The following is a 19,039-nucleotide window of genomic DNA, read 5'->3' on the forward strand; positions in this document are numbered from 1 at the left end:
ATAATATGTGTCATAAGCGTTAAATGTAGGGGTATTGGCAGTTTTGTTTAGTATTTGGGCGGCAGATCACGCAAAAGTAGAATTGTGCAAATAAACGACAGGATTATTTTTGAAGGACACCAACAAAAGTTGGCATTTTCTTTCTGGAACATGCAGTTATGCATGTGTTTGAAATGGAGGAAATTATCAACTAACTCTAAAGTGGTATTTTACATGCACTTACAATTGATTAAAGACAACATTCCGCATGTGGTTATTTGTTACACATAGGGGCGAGCAATGTCATGACAGTGTATGTGCGGTTACTGTCATGAAAAAACAATAAAAACTGCCATTGCCTCAATGGCAAAATTTGGATAAAGCCCCTATGACAAGGATAAAAATAAACGCACGCCGTATCTTCAGCTTGTTGATTCCTTTTTTCTTTTTCACTTCTGTTCACGCTGAACAAACGGCTGCTCCCGCAACACCTGTAACTGAGGAAGCGAAGAATGAAACCTTTGCCCCGCAGCATCCCGATCAATATCTCTCCTGGAAAGCTACCTCGGAACAGTCAGAGCGTGTTGACGCTCTGGCGGAAGATCCACGGCTGGTGATCCTGTGGGCGGGGTATCCCTTCTCGCGCGATTACAACAAGCCGCGTGGACATGCCTTTGCTGTGACCGATGTGCGTGAAACTCTGCGTACCGGTGCGCCGAAAAACGCCGAAGATGGTCCGCTACCGATGGCATGCTGGAGTTGTAAAAGCCCGGATGTGGCGCGCCTGATCCAGAAAGACGGCGAAGATGGCTACTTCCACGGTAAATGGGCGCGCGGCGGCCCGGAAATCGTCAACAACTTAGGTTGTGCCGACTGCCATAACACCGCCTCACCAGAGTTCGCCAAAGGTAAGCCGGAGTTAACCCTTTCCCGTCCATATGCGGCGCGTGCAATGGAAGCCATTGGCAAACCTTTTGAGAAAGCTGGACGTTTCGACCAGCAATCGATGGTTTGCGGTCAGTGCCATGTGGAGTATTACTTCGACGGCAAAAACAAAGCGGTTAAATTCCCGTGGGATGACGGCATGAAAGTCGAAAATATGGAGCAGTATTACGACAAAATTGCCTTCTCTGACTGGACTAACTCCCTGTCGAAAACGCCAATGCTGAAAGCGCAGCACCCGGAATATGAAACCTGGACAGCGGGCATTCACGGCAAAAACAACGTGACCTGTATCGACTGCCATATGCCAAAAGTGCAGAACGCCGAAGGCAAACTCTACACCGACCATAAAATTGGTAATCCGTTTGATAACTTCGCCCAGACTTGTGCGAACTGCCATACCCAGGACAAAGCCGCCTTGCAAAAAGTGGTCGCGGAACGTAAGCAGTCGATTAACGACCTGAAAATCAAGGTTGAAGATCAACTGGTTCACGCTCACTTCGAAGCGAAAGCGGCACTGGACGCAGGCGCGACGGAAGCCGAAATGAAGCCGATTCAGGACGATATCCGTCATGCCCAGTGGCGTTGGGATCTGGCGATCGCTTCCCACGGTATTCATATGCACGCACCGGAAGAAGGTCTACGGATGCTCGGTACTGCGATGGATAAAGCGGCGGATGCGCGCACCAAACTGGCGCGCCTGCTGGCGACCAAAGGCATCACCCATGAAATCCAGATCCCGGATATCTCGACCAAAGAGAAAGCCCAGCAGGCAATTGGCCTGAACATGGAGCAAATCAAAGCCGAGAAACAGGATTTCATCAAAACGGTGATCCCGCAGTGGGAAGATCAGGCACGTAAAAACGGTCTGTTAAGCCAATAACCCCGTTCCGCCTCGCAAGGGGCGGAAAACACAATGGAGTGAATATGAGCGTATTACGTTCGTTATTAACTGCCGGGGTGCTGGCGTCGGGCCTGTTGTGGAGCCTGAACGGAATTACCGCTACCCCTGCGGCGCAGGCATCTGGCGATCGCTACGAAGTTACCCAGCAGCGTAACCCGGATGCCGCCTGTCTGGACTGTCATAAACCAGATACCGAAGGTATGCATGGCAAACATGCTTCCGTTATCAACCCGAATAACAAACTGCCGGTCACTTGCACCAACTGTCACGGCCAGCCATCACCGCAACACCGCGAAGGGGTGAAAGATGTGATGCGCTTTAACGAGCCGATGTACAAGGTTGGAGAGCAGAACAGCGTCTGTATGTCCTGCCATCTACCGGAACAGTTGCAAAAAGTGTTCTGGCCGCACGATGTTCACGTAACCAAAGTGGCGTGCGCCAGCTGCCATTCCCTGCATCCACAGCAAGATACGATGCAGACGTTAAGTGACAAAGGACGGATCAAGATTTGCGTCGATTGCCACAGCGATCAGCGCACCAATCCGAACTTTAACCCGGCGTCTGTTCCGTTGCTTAAGGAGCAGCCATGACCTGGTCACGTCGCCAGTTTCTCACCGGCGTCGGTGTGCTGGCAGCCGTCAGCGGCACCGCAGGGCGCGTGGTGGCGAAAACGTTGAATATCAATGGGGTGCGTTACGGCATGGTGCATGATGAGTCGTTATGCATCGGCTGTACCGCCTGTATGGATGCTTGTCGAGAAGTGAACAAGGTGCCGGAAGGTGTGTCGCGCCTGACGATTATTCGTAGCGAGCCGCAGGGCGAATTTCCTGATGTGAAATATCGCTTCTTCCGTAAGTCTTGCCAGCACTGCGATCATGCGCCGTGTGTTGACGTCTGCCCAACGGGTGCCTCTTTTCGCGATGCCGCCAGTGGGATTGTCGATGTTAATCCGGATCTCTGCGTCGGTTGTCAGTACTGCATCGCCGCCTGTCCGTACCGCGTGCGCTTTATCCATCCGGTCACGAAGACAGCGGACAAATGCGATTTCTGCCGCAAGACTAATTTGCAGGCCGGTAAGTTACCCGCGTGCGTTGAAGCTTGCCCGACGAAGGCGCTGACGTTTGGCAATCTGGACGATCCCAACAGTGAGATTTCACAACTGCTGCGCCAGAAGCCCACTTACCGCTACAAGCTGGCGCTGGGAACCAAACCGAAGCTGTACCGCGTGCCGTTTAAATACGGGGAGGTGAGCCAATGACTCAGGCTTCCGCATTTCATTTTGAATCGCTGGTGTGGGACTGGCCGATTGCCATCTATCTGTTTTTGGTGGGGATCTCTGCCGGACTGGTGACGCTGGCGGTGTTGCTGCGTCGCTTCTACCCACAAGCGGGTGGTGCAGACAGTACGTTGCTGCGCACCACGCTGATTGTCGGGCCTGGCGCGGTGATCCTCGGTCTGTTGATCCTCGTCTTCCACCTGACAAAGCCGTGGACCTTCTGGAAGCTGATGTTCCACTACAGTTTTACCTCGGTGATGTCGATGGGGGTGATGCTGTTTCAGCTCTACATGGTGGTGCTGGTGCTGTGGCTGGCGAAAATCTTTGAACACGATTTGCTTGCCCTGCAACAACGCTGGTTGCCGAAGTTGGGGAGCGTGCAAAAGGTCTTGAGCCTGCTGACGCCCGTTCATCGCGGACTGGAAACGTTGATGCTGGTGCTGGCGGTACTGCTGGGGGCTTATACCGGCTTTCTGCTGTCGGCGCTGAAATCGTATCCGTTCCTCAATAACCCGATCCTGCCTGTGCTGTTCCTCTTCTCCGGCATCTCGTCCGGTGCGGCGGTGGCGCTGATCGCCATGGCGATACGCCAACGCAGTAACCCGCATTCCACGGAAGCGCACTTTGTTCACCGGATGGAAATCCCTGTGGTATGGGGCGAAATCTTCCTGCTGGTGGCGTTTTTTGTCGGTCTGGCGCTGGGCGATGACGGTAAAGTGCGTGCGCTGGTGGCGGCATTGGGCGGCGGTTTCTGGACGTGGTGGTTCTGGCTTGGTGTCGCTGGGCTGGGGCTGATTGTGCCAATGTTGCTCAAACCGTGGGTCAATCGCAGTTCCGGCATTCCTGCCGTGCTGGCGGCGTGTGGGGCCAGCCTGGTCGGCGTGTTGATGCTGCGCTTTTTCATTCTCTACGCCGGACAGTTGACGGTGGCGTAAGCCAGAAAAGAGGTGGTTTCTGGACGTATTCCTTCCTGAAGTCGGTTTTCTGGCGTTGTTGTTAAGTCTCGGGGTCAACGTGTTGACCCCGTTGATGACCTTCGCGGGAGTGCGGTTACGCTGGCCTGCCATGATACGGCTCACTTGCATCGGCATTCTGGCGCAGTTCACACTCCTGCTGCTCGCCTTTGGCGTACTGACGTATTGTTTTCTCATCAGCGATTTCTCGGTCATTTATGTCGCACAACATAGCTACAGCCTGCTGTCGTGGGAACTCAAACTGGCGGCGGTGTGGGGTGGTCATGAAGGTTCGTTGCTACTTTGGGTGCTGTTGCTTTCCGCCTGGAGCGCGCTGTTTGCCTGGCATTATCGGCAGCAAACCGATCCGCTATTTCCGCTGACGCTAGCCGTTTTATCTCTCATGATCGCCGCACTGCTACTGTTTGTGGTGCTGTGGTCCGATCCCTTCGTGCGGATATTCCCCCCAGCAATCGAAGGCCGCGATCTCAATCCGATGCTGCAACATCCCGGTCTTATCTTTCATCCACCGCTGCTTTACCTTGGCTATGGCGGTTTGATGGTAGCGGCGAGCGTGGCGCTGGCGAGTCTACTGCGCGGCGAGTTTGATGCGGCCAGCGCCCGAATTTGCTGGCGCTGGGCGTTACCTGGCTGGAGCGCATTAACGGCGGGGATCATCCTCGGTTCCTGGTGGGCCTATTGCGAACTGGGCTGGGGCGGCTGGTGGTTCTGGGATCCGGTGGAAAACGCCTCTTTATTACCCTGGCTTTCTGCCACTGCGCTGCTGCACAGTTTATCCCTGACACGCCAGCGGGGGATTTTCCGCCACTGGTCGCTGCTGCTGGCGATCGTTACTCTGATGCTGTCGCTGCTGGGGACGTTGATTGTCCGTTCTGGCATTCTGGTTTCGGTTCATGCGTTCGCGCTGGATAACGTCCGCGCCGTGCCGTTGTTCAGCCTGTTTGCGCTGATTAGCCTTGCGTCTCTGGCTCTGTATGGCTGGCGAGCGCGGGACGGTGGCCCGGCGGTGCGTTTTTCAGGGTTATCGCGAGAAATGTTAATCCTCGCTACGCTGTTGCTGTTTTGCGCGGTGCTACTGATCGTGCTGGTGGGAACGCTTTATCCGATGATTTACGGCTTGCTGGGCTGGGGACGCCTCTCCGTTGGCGCACCGTATTTTAACCGCGCGACGTTACCGTTTGGTCTGTTGATGCTGGTGGTGATTGTGCTGGCGACGTTTGTCTCTGGCAAACGCGCGCAGCTTCCGGCGCTGCTGGCGCATGCGGGCGTGCTGTTATTTGCCGCGGGGATCGTGGTTTCCAGCGTCAGCCGTCAGGAGATCAGCCTGAATTTACAGCCGGGGCAGCAGGTAAAACTGGCAGGATACACCTTCCGGTTTGAGCGCCTCGATCTGCAAGCCAAAGGCAATTACACCAGCGAAAAAGCGATAGTGGCACTGTTTGACCATCAGCAACGTATTGGTGAATTAACGCCGGAGCGGCGTTTCTATGAAGCACGCCGTCAGCAAATGATGGAGCCGTCAATTCGCTGGAACGGCATCCATGACTGGTATGTGGTCATGGGCGAGAAAACCGGAGCGGATCGTTACGCTTTTCGTTTGTATGTACAAAGCGGTGTGCGCTGGATCTGGGGGGGAGGATTGTTGATGATTGCAGGCGCATTGTTAAGCGGATGGCGGGGGAGGAAGCGCGATGAATAAAGGGCTTCTCACTTTGCTGCTGCTATTTACCTGTTTTGCGCACGCTCAGGTCGTAGACACCTGGCAATTCGCCAATCCGCAACAACAGCAACAGGCGTTAAATATTGCCAGCCAGTTACGTTGTCCGCAGTGCCAGAATCAGAACTTACTGGAATCCAACGCGCCAGTGGCGGTCAGTATGCGCCATCAGGTTTACAGTATGGTGGCGGAGGGGAAAAACGAAGTTGAAATCATTGGCTGGATGACCGAACGCTACGGAGATTTTGTTCGCTATAACCCACCGTTAACTGGTCAGACGCTGGTGTTGTGGGCGCTGCCAGTGGTGTTGTTACTGCTGATGGCACTGATCCTCTGGCGAGTGAGGGCGAAGCGATGAAACAGCCTCAAATACCGGTGAACATGCTGACAACACTCACGATTTTGATGGTATTTCTCTGTGTCGGCAGTTATCTGTTAAGTCCAAAATGGCAGGCGGTGCGTGCGGAGTATCAGCGTCAGCGCGATCCGCTACATCAGTTTGCCAGCCAGCAAACCCCGGAAGCGCAGCTTCAGGCATTGCAGGATAAAATCCGCGCCAATCCACAAAACAGTGAACAGTGGGCGTTGCTGGGCGAGTACTATCTGTGGCAAAACGATTACAGCAATTCGCTGCTGGCGTACCGTCAGGCGTTGCAACTACGTGGTGAGAACGCTGAACTGTATGCGGCGCTGGCGACGGTGCTTTATTACCAGGCCAGCCAGCATATGACCGCCCAGACTCGCGCAATGATCGACAAAGCCCTCGCGCTGGACAGTAATGAAATCACCGCCCTGATGCTGCTGGCTTCAGATGCGTTTATGCAGGCGAATTACGCGCAAGCCATCGAACTATGGCAAAAAGTGATGGATCTAAACTCACCACGAGTTAACCGAACACAGCTGGTTGAGTCGATTAATATGGCAAAACTGCTGCAGCGGCGAGCGGATTAATCATTCAGTGTTGAAGATTATGTTATTGAGATGTGTAAAAAATAATCGAATGAACACATGCAAAAAATAATCACCAATCAGTATTATTGCAAATTAAACAAATAAAAATCTTTTCATAACAAATAGTTATTCATTAATTTTGCCATAAAGTCGCGTTATTATGCATTAATGCAGCGAAAAGCTCTGTTGTTAAAGGGTTGCGCGACATACCGCGCAAATGATACTGATCATAAGCGTTAAAAAAATCCACAAACCAACGCAACACAATCCATACCCTGCAGTTTATAACGTTCTTGCGTTTTTGAACGGGGAACGGCGTTCCACTGAGGAAGTCAATCGTATGAAAAATATAAAAATCAGCCTTGCCTGGCAGATACTCATTGCTATGGTGCTGGGCATTCTCCTGGGAAGTTACCTGCATTATCACAGCGACAGCCGTGACTGGTTAGTCGTTAATTTTCTCTCCCCGGCAGGTGATATCTTTATCCACCTGATTAAAATGATCGTTGTGCCGATCGTGATTTCCACGCTGGTGGTCGGTATCGCGGGCGTCGGCGATGCCAAACAGCTTGGGCGAATTGGCGCGAAAACCATTATCTACTTCGAGGCGATCACCACTGTCGCCATCATCCTGGGGATCACCCTGGCGAACGTCTTCCAGCCTGGAGCAGGGGTCGATATGTCACAGCTGGCGACTGTCGATATCTCGAAATATCAGAGCACCACGGAAGCGGTACAAAGCAGTTCTCACGGTATTATGGGGACGATTTTGTCGCTGGTGCCGACGAACATTGTGGCATCGATGGCGAAAGGCGAAATGCTGCCAATCATCTTCTTCTCGGTGCTGTTTGGTCTGGGGCTTTCCTCCCTGCCCGCGGCGCATCGCGAACCGCTGGTGACCGTGTTCCGCTCCATCTCTGAAACCATGTTTAAAGTGACGCACATGGTGATGCGCTATGCCCCAGTGGGGGTGTTCGCGCTGATTGCGGTGACGGTGGCTAACTTTGGTTTCTCTTCTCTGTGGCCACTGGCGAAACTGGTGCTGCTGGTGCATTTCGCCATTCTGTTCTTCGCGCTGGCGGTGTTGGGAATTGTGGCGCGCCTGTGCGGGTTAAGTGTCTGGATCTTGATTCGTATTCTGAAAGATGAGTTGATTCTGGCGTACTCCACTGCCAGCTCAGAAAGCGTACTGCCGCGAATTATTGAGAAGATGGAAGCCTACGGCGCCCCGGCATCGATCACCAGTTTCGTGGTGCCGACCGGTTACTCTTTTAACCTTGATGGTTCGACGCTGTATCAAAGTATTGCCGCTATTTTCATCGCGCAGTTGTATGGCATTGACCTGTCTATCTGGCAGGAAATCATTCTGGTGCTGACGCTGATGGTGACCTCGAAAGGGATTGCTGGCGTGCCGGGCGTGTCGTTTGTGGTGCTGCTGGCGACGCTGGGCAGCGTAGGTATTCCGCTGGAAGGTCTGGCGTTTATTGCTGGTGTTGACCGTATCCTCGACATGGCACGTACCGCGCTGAACGTAGTGGGTAATGCGCTGGCGGTGCTGGTGATTGCCAAGTGGGAACACAAATTTGACCACAAAAAAGCGATGGCCTACGAGCGTGAAGTGCTGGGCAAATTTGATAAGACTGCGGATCAGTAATTGAAGATTGCCGGGGACATCCACCCGGCAATGTGTGGATGCCTGATGCGACGCTTAGCGCGTCTTATCAGGCCTACGCCAGACAGCGTAATATCCTGATTTAGCGTGATTTTGTAGGTCGGATAAGGCGTTTACGCCGCATCCGACATCAACAATATCTGATGCGACGCTTAACGCGTCTTATCAGGGCTACCTTAACCATTGGTTAATTTTTCAAACTCTTCACACCCGGTATCAAACCCTTCCATACAGCTCAGGTTCAACCAGTGCAGCGCCTTCTGTTTGTTCTTCTCGATAAAACCTTCTTCACCGTTTAAGAACATCATTCCTGCCCAGTACTCGGAATAACCGGTACGGGAAATCGCAGAGCTACGCTTGAAATACCAGGTCGCTTTCTCATCATCGGCCTTAATGCCTATGCCGTTGGCGTAAATCAAACCAAGCAGCATCTGGGCATCGACGGCGGAGTCGTTCTCCAGATCTTCCGAGGCGTTTTCTAACAGCGAAATCGCCTTCGGATAATCCGGTTTACCTGCCTGAGTATTCACCAGAATATGTGCCAGCGTCACTTCACCTTCTTTACTGCCCGCTTGCGCTGCTTTTTCGGCGAGAATTTTTGCTTGTGGATAGTCCAGACTGACCGGATTGGTGATTTTAATCTGCGCCAACAGCGCGCAGGCATCGGCATCACCACTGTCGGCGGCTTTCTGTGCCCAATATTCGGCTTTGCTCAAATCGCCGGAGCTAAACCAGCTGTCGGCAAGAAAATATTGTGCGCGTCTGTCTCCGGCCTCTGCCGCCTTTACATACTGGCTGCCAGGCTCAGAGTCATTCGCGTGGGCAAAGAATGTCAAAAACAACATCAATGCGATAATTTTTTTCATTTTGATAATACGATTGGGTAGGGTGTATCCAGTATAAAGAGTTCGAATGGATAAAAAAACAGCCTCCCAGAGGAGGCTGTAGAAGGGACTTATTTACGCCAGTGCCGCTTCGCGCAGGCGAGTTTTCAACTTGTTGTACTCGTCAATAACGTACTGCTCGGCGGCGCGCTGATCGGCGATCGGCTCGACGCGCACGGCGCAGTATTTGTATTCCGGCGTTTTGGTAATCGGGCTTAAGTTCTCGGTAACCAGCTCGTTACAGGCGCCAATCCACCACTGGTAGGTCATGTAAATCGCCCCTTTGTTAGGACGATCGCTGACCTGCGCACGGGTGATAATTTTGCCTTTACGCGAGTGCACCCAAACCAATGCCTCATCTTCAATACCCAGACGCTTGGCGTCTTCGGTATTGATTTGTGCGTAGCCAGGTTCATCAGCCAGCGCTGCCAGTGCCGCACAGTTACCGGTCATCGAACGGCAAGAGTAGTGGCCAACTTCACGCACCGTTGACAGTACCATCGGGTACTCGTCGGTGAGTTTGTCGATTGGCGCTACCCAGTCGCAGGTGAAGAACTGCGCCAGACCGTTCGGGGTATCAAACTTCTCTTTAAACAGATAAGAAGTCCCCTGATCGGCATCTGACGTATCGCGGCAAGGCCACTGGATGAAGCCCAGTTCGCCCATCTTCTCGTAAGTTGCACCGTAGAAATCCGGGCACAGATGACGCAACTCGTCCCAGATCTCTTGGGTGTTGTTGTAGTGCATCGGATAACCCATACGGGTGGCGATTTCACTGATAATCTGCCAGTCCGTTTTCAGATCCCACTTCGGTTCAACCGCCTTGAAGAAACGCTGGAAGCCACGGTCAGCCGCAGTATAGACACCTTCATGCTCGCCCCACGACGTTGACGGTAATATGACATCCGCCGCCGACGCGGTTTTGGTCATAAAGATGTCCTGAACGATGACCAGTTCCAGATCTTCAAAGGCTTTACGGACTGCCGACAGTTCCGCATCCGTTTGCAGCGGATCTTCGCCCATAATGTACGCGGCACGCACTTCGCCATGCGCTGCGCGGTGCGGCAGCTCGCTGATGCGATAGCCGGTATGAGCAGGCAGGCTTTCTACGCCCCAGGCTTTGGCGAATTTCTCGCGGTTAGCCGGATCTTTCACGTACTGGTATCCCGGATACGTATCCGGCAGCGCGCCCATATCACAGGCGCCCTGCACGTTGTTCTGACCACGAACCGGGTTAACACCCGCATGCGGCTTACCGAGGTTACCGGTCAGCATCGCGAGGCTGGTCAGAGAACGGACGGTTTCCACGCCCTGATAGAACTGGGTCACACCCATGCCCCACAGAATAGATGCGCTTTCCGCCTGGGCATACATCCGCGCCGCCTGACGAATCTCACTGGCGCTAACGCCGGTGATATCTTCAACCGACTCCGGCGTGTAGCCTTCAACGATTTTACGATACTCTTCAAAGCCCTCTGTGCGAGAAGCGACGAACGCTTTGTCGTACAGATTTTCTTCAATAATGACATGGCCCATCGCATTCAACAGCGCGATGTTCGAGCCGTTTTTCAGTGCGATGTGCATGTCAGCAATGCGCGCGGTTTCAATTTTGCGCGGATCGCAGACGATAATTTTCGCCCCGTTACGTTTAGCGTTAATCACGTGATTCGCCACGATAGGGTGGGAATCCGCCGGGTTGTACCCGAAAACGAACACTAAATCGGTATTATCAATTTCGTTAATGGCATTGCTCATTGCGCCGTTACCGACCGATTGGTGCAGACCTGCAACCGATGGGCCGTGTCAGACGCGAGCGCAGCAGTCAACGTTATTGGTACCAATAACGGCGCGCGCAAATTTTTGCATTACATAGTTGGTTTCGTTACCCGTACCACGCGAGGAGCCTGTCGTCTGGATGGCATCCGGACCGTACTTCTCTTTGATGGCGCTCAGGCGCTCGGCAACGTAATTCAGTGCCTCATCCCAGGAAACAGGTTCGAGTTTGCCGCCACGCTGGCGACGGATCATGGGGGTTTTCAGGCGCGGGGTCAGGATCTGGGTATCGTTAATAAAATCCCAGCCATAATAACCCTTCAGACACAGAGTACCCTGGTTGGTTTTCCCCTGTGCTGCCTCCGCCCGGACGATTTTGCCGTTATCGACGACCAGGTTGATTTTGCAACCTGATGCGCAATATGGGCAAACCGTGACGACTTTTTTCATCAGTCTCGCTCCAGTTAATCAAATCACGCATACGCGCTCTCGACCACAGTATGCATCTTTTATGCCACATTTTATTTGAGGCTATTCCCTGATATTACGGGCACTATTTATTCAAAACTCTGACGAAAAACAGGCTGTCGTCAGTTTTGACGTGACGAAACGAAATACCGCGTGACAGCCATCACGCGGCAGACATTTTATTTTTTCTCAACGACGGGAGCCGCCTGATACCCGCCGCCCAGCGATTTCATCAACTGAATACTTTGAATCACCCGGCGGCTGTCCAGCATCAGTAATGACATCTCTTCGGAAAGAACCGGCAACTGAGCTTCGGTGGCCAGTAAACGGCTGGTTAGACCGCGTTGGTAGGCGGCGTCGGCGGCACGCTGGGTGAAGCGGGTTGCTTCTACGCGTTCTGCCTGCATCTCCCGCTCGTCGTTGAGCGTTTGCAGACGTGTGCCATTGACTGCAACGTCGCGCACCGCGTTCAGTACTGACTGGTTGTAACGTTCAATCATCATGTTGCTGGCGGCGCGAGTGCCTTCGAGATTGGCATTCAACCGTCCACCGTCAAACAGCGGCAATTTCAGACCTGGGATGAAGTTGAACTGGCGACTGGTTTTTTTGAATAAGGTATCCAGGTGGATGGAGTCCAGACCGAAAAACGCTTTGATATCAAAGCTCGGATAGAACAACGCCCGCGCGGAATCTACCTGATCTAATGACGCCTGAACATACCAACGCATGGCTTGCAGATCCGGGCGCCTGGCGAGCAACTCATAAGAGAGTGTCGCCGGAATACCGGTCTGTACTTGCGGTAATGCCACCGACTTGATCTCCGGCATATCGCTGGCTCCCGCGCCAATCAATGCACGCAGAGATTCTCGCGTTTCGGTGATTTGCCCTTTGACGGCAGCAATTTGTTTATCGACGGCCAGAATCTGCGCCCGCGCGCCGTGGAAAGGCACTTGCGCTTCCAGACCGTGCGCCACTTTGCTCTGGTGCGCTCTCACCGCGTAATCAATCACATCGCGAGTTTGCTCTAACAGATCAAGCATCTGGTAGCTGGCCTGCATGCTGTAATAAAGCTGCGCTACGCCAGTGGTCAGCGATAGCTCTACTGCTGCGGTTTCTGCCAGCGCGGCATTATGCGCGCCAATGGCGGCGGCAACCGCCGAGCGATGCACACCCCACAAATCAAGATCCAGTCCGGCAAACAAACCTACTGTGGCTTCCGTATAGTACGGCCCGTCCATACCCAGTGCTGGCGCATCCATTGAATAAGGGCTTAAAAAACCGTTCGCCGAGACGCGTTGGCGGTTGAGCATCCCTATCGCCGCCACCTGCAATTGTGAACCGGCATCTAACAGGTCGGCCTGTGATTGCGCTTTTTCTTCCCGCAGTTTCGCTTCGGCAAGCGTGTGTGAACCTTGCAACGTGTGCTGGATCAGGGCATCCAGTTGCGGGTCGTTAAATTGTTTCCACCACTGCGCCTGCGGCCAGCCGGAACTGGCCAGATGAATATCATCGGCAAGTTTGATTTGTTCCGGTTTGAGCTGTTGATGAGGCGCAGAATCCTTGCGTACCAGGGCACAGCCGGAAATCAGCGTCGTGCTGCCGAGAATGCTGCACAACAGCAGACGTGAAAGTTGACGATTGATCATTGTGTGGCTCCTTGTGCCTGTTCCGTGGCGGGCGTTAATGCCGGGGCTGTCCAGTCTGGCAAGCGGGCGAAAAGCTGGCAGACGTGTTGCTCCTGTTTTAATAAGGTGGGCAGGATGGCCTGCGAGGCGGGGGGTTCTTCAAGCGTTATTTGAGGAGAACGGCTGAGTGCGGTTGCCAGACCGGCGGCGTATTTCTCCAGTGCGTCGGCAAACTGGCCTGCTCTGTCCGGCTGTAGTGCGTTATCCAGCGCCTGCGCCGAGTTCCAGGTCGCATCCCAGGCGTGAAGAATGTCGCGTCCCTGACGAATAACCGTTTGCGAACGTTCAATCAGTAATGCGCGTTCTTCGCTGTCCAGTTGACGCTCCAGCGCCACGCGTTGGCACATCTCTTCACAGGCATTAAACGCCGCATGCAGACCTATGCGAATTTGCAGATAAGTGCGCAGAGCCGTGGCTTCCTGCTGGCGTGGGATCCGCATTACCTTACTTAACATACCCAGCGCACCAGCCAGTTTTTGCGGCAGCGTGCGCGCTTCACTTTCGGGCCAGACAAAGGTGTAAATCACCGCGGACACCACGGTACCAATGATGATACCCAGGGCGCGATCGCGAATTTCCACCAGGTCGTACACCGGGCCAAAAACGTTTTCGAGCGTGGCGAGCGCGAAGGTGACCACCATCTGTGTGCCGATATAAGAAGAACGTTCGGAGCTGGTGGCAATCCATGCGCCCAACAGGAAAATCGGTGCCAGCACAAACAGCAATTCGACAATATTGTCCAGCCAGGGCATGACCAGTAGTGTAAATAACAGCGCCAGAATCGCGCCGCAAAAAGCCCCGCCAAAACGCAGCACCATCTTCTGGTACGACGAACCGACATTTGGATTAGCGACGATCACGCAGGTCAGCATACAGGTGTGAATGCCTTCCCAGTCCACGCCGCTGTAGAAGGTGTAACAGATCAAACAGGCGAGCAGCGTTTTTACCGCGTAGCGCATATAGTCTGGATTGGTAAAAGCATCGGCGACCATTGACGGCGGTTTGGCTGCGGGCGTTGGCGGCGTATTCGGGTCCATCTGACCCAGTTGCAATAACGTCTGGCAGATATTCTCCAGGTTACATTCCCGTGCCGCCATCGCTTCATCTTCACTAAGTCGCCAGTCGCTTTGCCAGCACTGACCTTTGGCAATGGCATGCTTCAGCTTGTTGATTTCTGAGGCTAATTTTTGTCGGAATTCAATAATTGTCTGAGAATCAGCAAAAGAGGTGGGATCGTAGCGATTCAGCGTCGAGTAAATGTAGGTTACCGTTGCCACGCAGCTTTGCCACCATGCGCTTTGAGTTCGCCAGTTGGCATCGTCCGCGAGACAAAAGACATTGAGTTTTTGCAGCGCCAGCGCCTCTCTTTCAATCCGCGTTTCGGGTAGCGGTGCGAGGCTGTCTGTCAGGTGACCAATGGCATCATCAAGCCGATCATTAAGCGCCTGATGCATTTGTGTAATGGCACGACTGGGAAACCACAGCACGCCGATTAACGTCATCAGCAAGGTTGGATAGAGGCCAACAACGATACACCACAGCGTTAAGCGCACGACCACTTCCGGATAGTCGAGCAGGCGGGGAAGGTTTGCCCGTAAATAGCGACAATGGCGACGGCGAAAAAGACCAGCCCCAGCCGATGGGTGCGCATCAAAAACATGCAGCCCATCAGGATCGGTCCGGCGATGATCAATCGGATCAACGGTTCGCCGTATGACCATTTGTAGATCAAAAACAGGCTGGCGATCTCCAGCACCGTGGCGACCACAAACAAGATCGCCACAAATTTGGTGTAAAACGCGTTCGACTGAATACCGTAAAACAGCACTGCCAGCGATAACGCCACAAAAGGGATCTCAAAGGTCATCGAGATCAGAATCACCAGCAGGCAGCCTACCCAGAGTTGCACGGTCTGCGGCACGCGGCCTGGTCGCCGCTCGCTTAACTCTTCATGAAAGAACGCCAGCAGCCTGACCACCGGTAATGGCAGGGAGTTGAGCGCGCTCATTATTGCGGCTCAAGATTAGCGACTGCCGAAGCACCGATGCGGAACATTTCCGGATCGGGTTTATCAACCATGATTTTGACCGGAAAACGCTGGGCGACGCGGACCCAGTTAATAGACCGTGACACTTTCGGCAGGCCGCCCAGCACCAGGCCGCCGTCATCCGGTAGCACGCCGTAGCCAATCGAATCCACTTTACCCTCGAAGGTTTTGCCGCTGTCGCTCATCAGGCGAATCGTTGCGGGTGTACCGGCATGAATGTTTTTCAGATCAGTTTCGCGGAAGTTGGCGATAACGTACCAGTGACGAGTGTCGATTAGGGTGAAAATAGGGCGCATGGCAGAAGCAAATTGCCCGACGGAGGTTTTGAGGGAAATGACCCGGCCATCAAACGGCGCGCGAACGGTTGCCATTTCCAGATGCAGTTTCGTCAGCGCGATATCCGCTTCGACTGCCGCACGCTGGGCAACTAATGCATCGACGCCGCTGACGGCGCTGGCGGCTGACTGCGCCTGCAACAATACGGCATTAAGATCCGCTTCTGCGGCGCGCTGCGCCGTTCTTGCACGGTCAACGTCTTCCGCTGAGACAAAACCTTCTTTCAGTAATGGCTCGGTGCGGCGTAATGTATCGCTGGCCTGTTTTGCAGCGGCACGGGCTTTTTCTACCGTGGCATTAACCGAGTCGGCACCAAACTGTTGCGCGTCAACGCTACGCTGGGTGAGCATAATTTGCTTATCCAGCGCCGCGAGGGAGGCTTCAGCTTTCGCCAGATTGGCTTCGTACGGGCGCGGGTCGATGCGGAACAGCAAATCGCCCTGTTTCACCGCCTGGTTGTCGGTGACCGCCAGTTCTACAATGCGACCGCTGACTTCCGGCACCACATCAATGGTATCTGCTGACGCGTAAGCGTCATTAGTTGATGGCGCACTGTCTACGCGCCAGATAACGAAAACAAGGGCAACCAGCGCCAGCGCAACCACTAACAGAGCAGGGAATTTACTGCGAGGAGCTTTTTTCGGCGTACTTTCCATGAGCGCGTCTCAAATAGATTAGAAAAATGCCAGCCAGAACAGCATGGCGTAGAGAGCAAAAAGGGCGGTATAAATAATTCCGACAAATGCCAGATTGATATTTGTCCGCTGAATAATTCGCCTCGTGATGAGCGTCAAAATAAGGCTGGCAATAGCGCAGAAAAACCAGCTGGGATAATAAGCGCCGATCACCGGGATTGCCGGAGATAATGAACATCCCGAAACCATGAAGACGGGAATTATCCAGGCTGTTTTTTTGAGTTGCATCGCCATGCGAGAGAGAACTGTTGGCATATTAAATACATCCTGTCTGCTGCGAACAATATCTGTAGTGAATATCAATATCCATTGAAGGCGTCAGTATGGCTATTTTCTCGATGAATAAAAATAGCTTTATTCAGCCACCGCATTCATAACTTATATATTTTATGTATTAATTTGTTGTATGTATTTTTAAAATAAATACTTTTGGGGGCTTAAGCGCCCCCAAAAGCGAGTGGCATTAATTTGGAGTTACGATATTCACCCACAAATCGAAATTATCCAGACAGGCAATAATTTCTTCCAGTTTCGCGCCATTGCCAATAATTTTGGCTTTCTTCGCTTTTACCAGATCCGCCATTTTGGCTTGCCCGGTCAGCACGGCGTGAAGATCTTCACGGCTGATGTAGAAAGAGGCGTTGGCTTGCGGTTGCAGTGTTTTACGGTAGTTAAGCACGCTATCGTTCAGCGTCAGGTTGAGGTTATCGCCGTTGCTCATATTGAAGTTCAGGCTGATATTTTTACCCGCGGCTTTCGCGCTATCGAGGCGAACGGCCATAAAGTCGAACAGCATTTCGACCGACATTCCGCGAATGGTGTCCGGGGAACCGGTGGTGCCGTGGCTGAACTTATGTACCCCTTCGCGCAGTTCTTTCGCGCCGGTCAGGTAGAAACCGCGCCAGGTAGCGGACTCGGCCTGATAGCCCAGCTGTTCAAAGTTATTCGCTTGCAGATTCTTCGCCACCTGGTCACCCGGGTTGGCGGCGATCACCTGTTTCAGCAACTCTGCGGACCAGCGATAATCACCTTGCTTGTTCGCTTCTTTCGCCAGGTTGATGACACGGGCAGAACCGCCCAGCGCCTGCACATAACGTTTACCCATCTCCACCTGACCATACGGATGCAGGTTAGCCGGGTTACCGTCGTAATAGCCAAGATAGAAGTTATACACCGCGCGGGCGTTGTGGCTGACAGAACCGTAATAGCCGCGGCTGGCCCAGTTATTGGCAAGCGCAGGTGGCAGCTTAATCATGTCGCCGATTTCATTCATGGTGTAGCCCTGGTTCGCCAGGTGCAGGGTCTGGTCGTGAATGTACTTGATAGTATCGCGATATTTACCAATATAATCATTGATATGCTTGTTGCCCCAGACCGGCCAGGTGTGCGGCATAAACAGTACTTCCGCTTCGTTACCCCACATATCCAGCGTTTCGTTCAGATACTCGGTCCACTTGCTGGTGTCGCGGGTTTTCGCGCCGCGCAGAGTGTAGAAGTTGTGCAGGGTATGCGTGGCGTTTTCGGCGGTACACAGGGCTTTCAGGGCCGGAATATAGAAGTGCATTTCGGCTGGCGCTTCGCTGCCTGGGGTCATCAGGAAGTCAAACTCCAGGCCGTCGATAATCATCTTCTCGCCAGTTCTGACGATAGTTTTAGTCGGTGCAATAATGCTCGGGTCGCCCGTTGCCAGCGTCACACCGAGGCCGTTGCCCACGTTGCCTTGCGCGTTGTGCGGCAGTAACAGACCGTAAGAGTAGAGCGCACGGCGGCTCATGATGTTCCCCGCCAGCACGTTTTCGCTGATGGCTTCGTCCATAAAACCAGCTGGGGCAATCACCTGAACTTTGCCGGATTTCACATCGGCTTCAGAGATAATACCTTTCACGCCACCATAGTGGTCGGCGTGGCTGTGAGTGTAGATAACGGCAACAATCGGTTTTTGCGGACGATGCTGGAAGTAAAGGTCAAGTGCGGCTTTTGCGGCAGGCGGCGTCACCAGCGGGTCGATAACAATAATGCCTTTCTCGCCCTCAACGAACGTAATGTTAGAGATATCCTGGCCGCGCACCTGATACATTTTATCGGTGACTTTGAACAGGCCAGAAATACCGTTGATTTGCGACTGACGCCACAGGCTGGGGTTTACGGTTTCCGGCGCAGCGGCATTAATATCAAATTTGTAATCGTCCGCGCGGTAGTAAACTTTACCGTTCTCATCACGCAGAATACCTTCATCCAGCAGCGGGGCGATAAATCCACGCTGGGCATCGTCAAAATCCTGACGATCGCTAAACGGTAATGATTTGGCGTAATTCTGATTAACCTGCTGGGTATATTGAGTGGCGCCTTTCGCTTCATCTGTTGCGTAAGCGGTATTTATCATCATGCCGCTGACGGCGGTTAAGGCAATAACAATCCTGCTCAAACGGAATAACCGAGAGTTATTCATATAAATCTCCATTTATCATTTATGTCGTAAATATGTAATCCATGCAAAATACGTCATTTAAAGCTGGCGTTATCATAATTGGGAATTTGCGACTTTAATAAGTGGAAGTGTGAGCGGAACGAGCCATTTTATTAGGCATTTGTGCTGAAGAGGGAAAATTACGGCATATTTATTATTGTCATCAATAATGTGACCTAACTTATGTTTTTATTATATATATTGCTTTTCTCTTTCACTTCGGCAAGAAGTCCGCACAATGATTAATCAGGTGAATAATTCGGAGTATA

The 19,039-nt window shown here is 52.9% G+C and carries 14 protein-coding genes and 1 pseudogene; 8 read left to right on the plus strand and 7 right to left on the minus strand.

Annotated features, from left to right (window positions below):
• The first annotated feature begins 367 nt into the window (after nt 1–367).
• The 8 genes from nrfA (at nt 368) to gltP (ending at nt 8,397) form a co-directional block, all read left to right on the plus strand.
• A complete protein-coding gene (gene nrfA, locus FEK50_RS19490; RefSeq protein ID WP_131161377.1) occupies nt 368–1,804 on the plus strand; it encodes an ammonia-forming nitrite reductase cytochrome c552 subunit in 1,437 nt (478 codons plus the stop codon).
• Nucleotides 1,805–1,848: 44 nt separating this feature from the next.
• Nucleotides 1,849–2,415 (plus strand): cytochrome c nitrite reductase pentaheme subunit, encoded by a 567-nt coding sequence (gene nrfB, locus FEK50_RS19495; protein ID WP_131161376.1) that lies wholly within the window; start codon nt 1,849–1,851, stop codon nt 2,413–2,415.
• Nucleotides 2,412–3,083 (plus strand): cytochrome c nitrite reductase Fe-S protein, encoded by a 672-nt coding sequence (gene nrfC / locus FEK50_RS19500; protein ID WP_000220281.1) that lies wholly within the window; start codon nt 2,412–2,414, stop codon nt 3,081–3,083. The genes nrfB and nrfC overlap by 4 nt, the downstream gene beginning before the upstream one ends.
• Nucleotides 3,080–4,036: a cytochrome c nitrite reductase subunit NrfD gene (nrfD, locus tag FEK50_RS19505; RefSeq protein WP_131161375.1), complete on the plus strand. Its 957-nt coding sequence runs from the start codon at nt 3,080–3,082 to the stop codon at nt 4,034–4,036. Before nrfC ends, nrfD begins: the two co-directional genes overlap by 4 nt.
• Before the next feature lie 19 nt (nt 4,037–4,055).
• Nucleotides 4,056–5,774: a heme lyase CcmF/NrfE family subunit gene (locus FEK50_RS19510; RefSeq protein WP_131161374.1), complete on the plus strand. Its 1,719-nt coding sequence runs from the start codon at nt 4,056–4,058 to the stop codon at nt 5,772–5,774.
• Nucleotides 5,767–6,150, plus strand: coding sequence for a heme lyase NrfEFG subunit NrfF (nrfF, locus tag FEK50_RS19515; RefSeq protein WP_001032531.1), 384 nt, complete (start codon nt 5,767–5,769; stop codon nt 6,148–6,150). The genes FEK50_RS19510 and nrfF overlap by 8 nt, the downstream gene beginning before the upstream one ends.
• Nucleotides 6,147–6,743 carry a heme lyase NrfEFG subunit NrfG gene (gene nrfG, locus FEK50_RS19520; RefSeq protein ID WP_131161373.1) on the plus strand — a complete coding sequence of 199 codons (597 nt, stop codon included), beginning with the start codon at nt 6,147–6,149 and terminating at the stop codon, nt 6,741–6,743. The genes nrfF and nrfG overlap by 4 nt, the downstream gene beginning before the upstream one ends.
• Before the next feature lie 340 nt (nt 6,744–7,083).
• Nucleotides 7,084–8,397 carry a glutamate/aspartate:proton symporter GltP gene (gltP, locus tag FEK50_RS19525; protein ID WP_130205847.1) on the plus strand — a complete coding sequence of 438 codons (1,314 nt, stop codon included), beginning with the start codon at nt 7,084–7,086 and terminating at the stop codon, nt 8,395–8,397.
• Between the two features lie 194 nt (nt 8,398–8,591).
• On the opposite strand, the gene yjcO is transcribed toward gltP, so the two are convergent.
• From yjcO to yjcS, 7 genes and pseudogenes are all read right to left on the minus strand, one after another.
• Nucleotides 8,592–9,281: a Sel1 family TPR-like repeat protein YjcO gene (yjcO, locus tag FEK50_RS19530; RefSeq protein ID WP_064525643.1), complete on the minus strand. Its 690-nt coding sequence runs from the start codon at nt 9,279–9,281 to the stop codon at nt 8,592–8,594.
• Between the two features lie 93 nt (nt 9,282–9,374).
• Nucleotides 9,375–11,522, minus strand: coding sequence for a formate dehydrogenase subunit alpha (gene fdhF, locus FEK50_RS19535; protein ID WP_077629246.1), 2,148 nt, complete (start codon nt 11,520–11,522; stop codon nt 9,375–9,377).
• A gap of 197 nt (nt 11,523–11,719) precedes the next feature.
• A complete protein-coding gene (mdtP, locus tag FEK50_RS19540; protein ID WP_130205853.1) occupies nt 11,720–13,186 on the minus strand; it encodes a multidrug efflux transporter outer membrane subunit MdtP in 1,467 nt (488 codons plus the stop codon).
• Nucleotides 13,183–15,233: pseudogene (mdtO, locus tag FEK50_RS19545) on the minus strand (multidrug efflux transporter permease subunit MdtO). Before mdtO ends, mdtP begins: the two are co-directional and overlap by 4 nt.
• Nucleotides 15,233–16,264 carry a multidrug efflux transporter periplasmic adaptor subunit MdtN gene (mdtN, locus tag FEK50_RS19550; protein ID WP_000446357.1) on the minus strand — a complete coding sequence of 344 codons (1,032 nt, stop codon included), beginning with the start codon at nt 16,262–16,264 and terminating at the stop codon, nt 15,233–15,235. The pseudogene mdtO and the gene mdtN overlap by 1 nt, the downstream one beginning before the upstream one ends.
• A gap of 18 nt (nt 16,265–16,282) precedes the next feature.
• Nucleotides 16,283–16,558: a YtcA family lipoprotein gene (locus FEK50_RS19555; RefSeq protein ID WP_001308208.1), complete on the minus strand. Its 276-nt coding sequence runs from the start codon at nt 16,556–16,558 to the stop codon at nt 16,283–16,285.
• Between the two features lie 208 nt (nt 16,559–16,766).
• Nucleotides 16,767–18,752: an alkyl sulfatase YjcS gene (gene yjcS, locus FEK50_RS19560; RefSeq protein WP_131161372.1), complete on the minus strand. Its 1,986-nt coding sequence runs from the start codon at nt 18,750–18,752 to the stop codon at nt 16,767–16,769.
• Nucleotides 18,753–19,039 lie beyond the last annotated feature (287 nt).

The sequence above is a fragment of the Escherichia sp. E2586 genome, assembly GCF_005781105.1.
Taxonomy (GTDB): Bacteria; Pseudomonadota; Gammaproteobacteria; order Enterobacterales; family Enterobacteriaceae; genus Escherichia.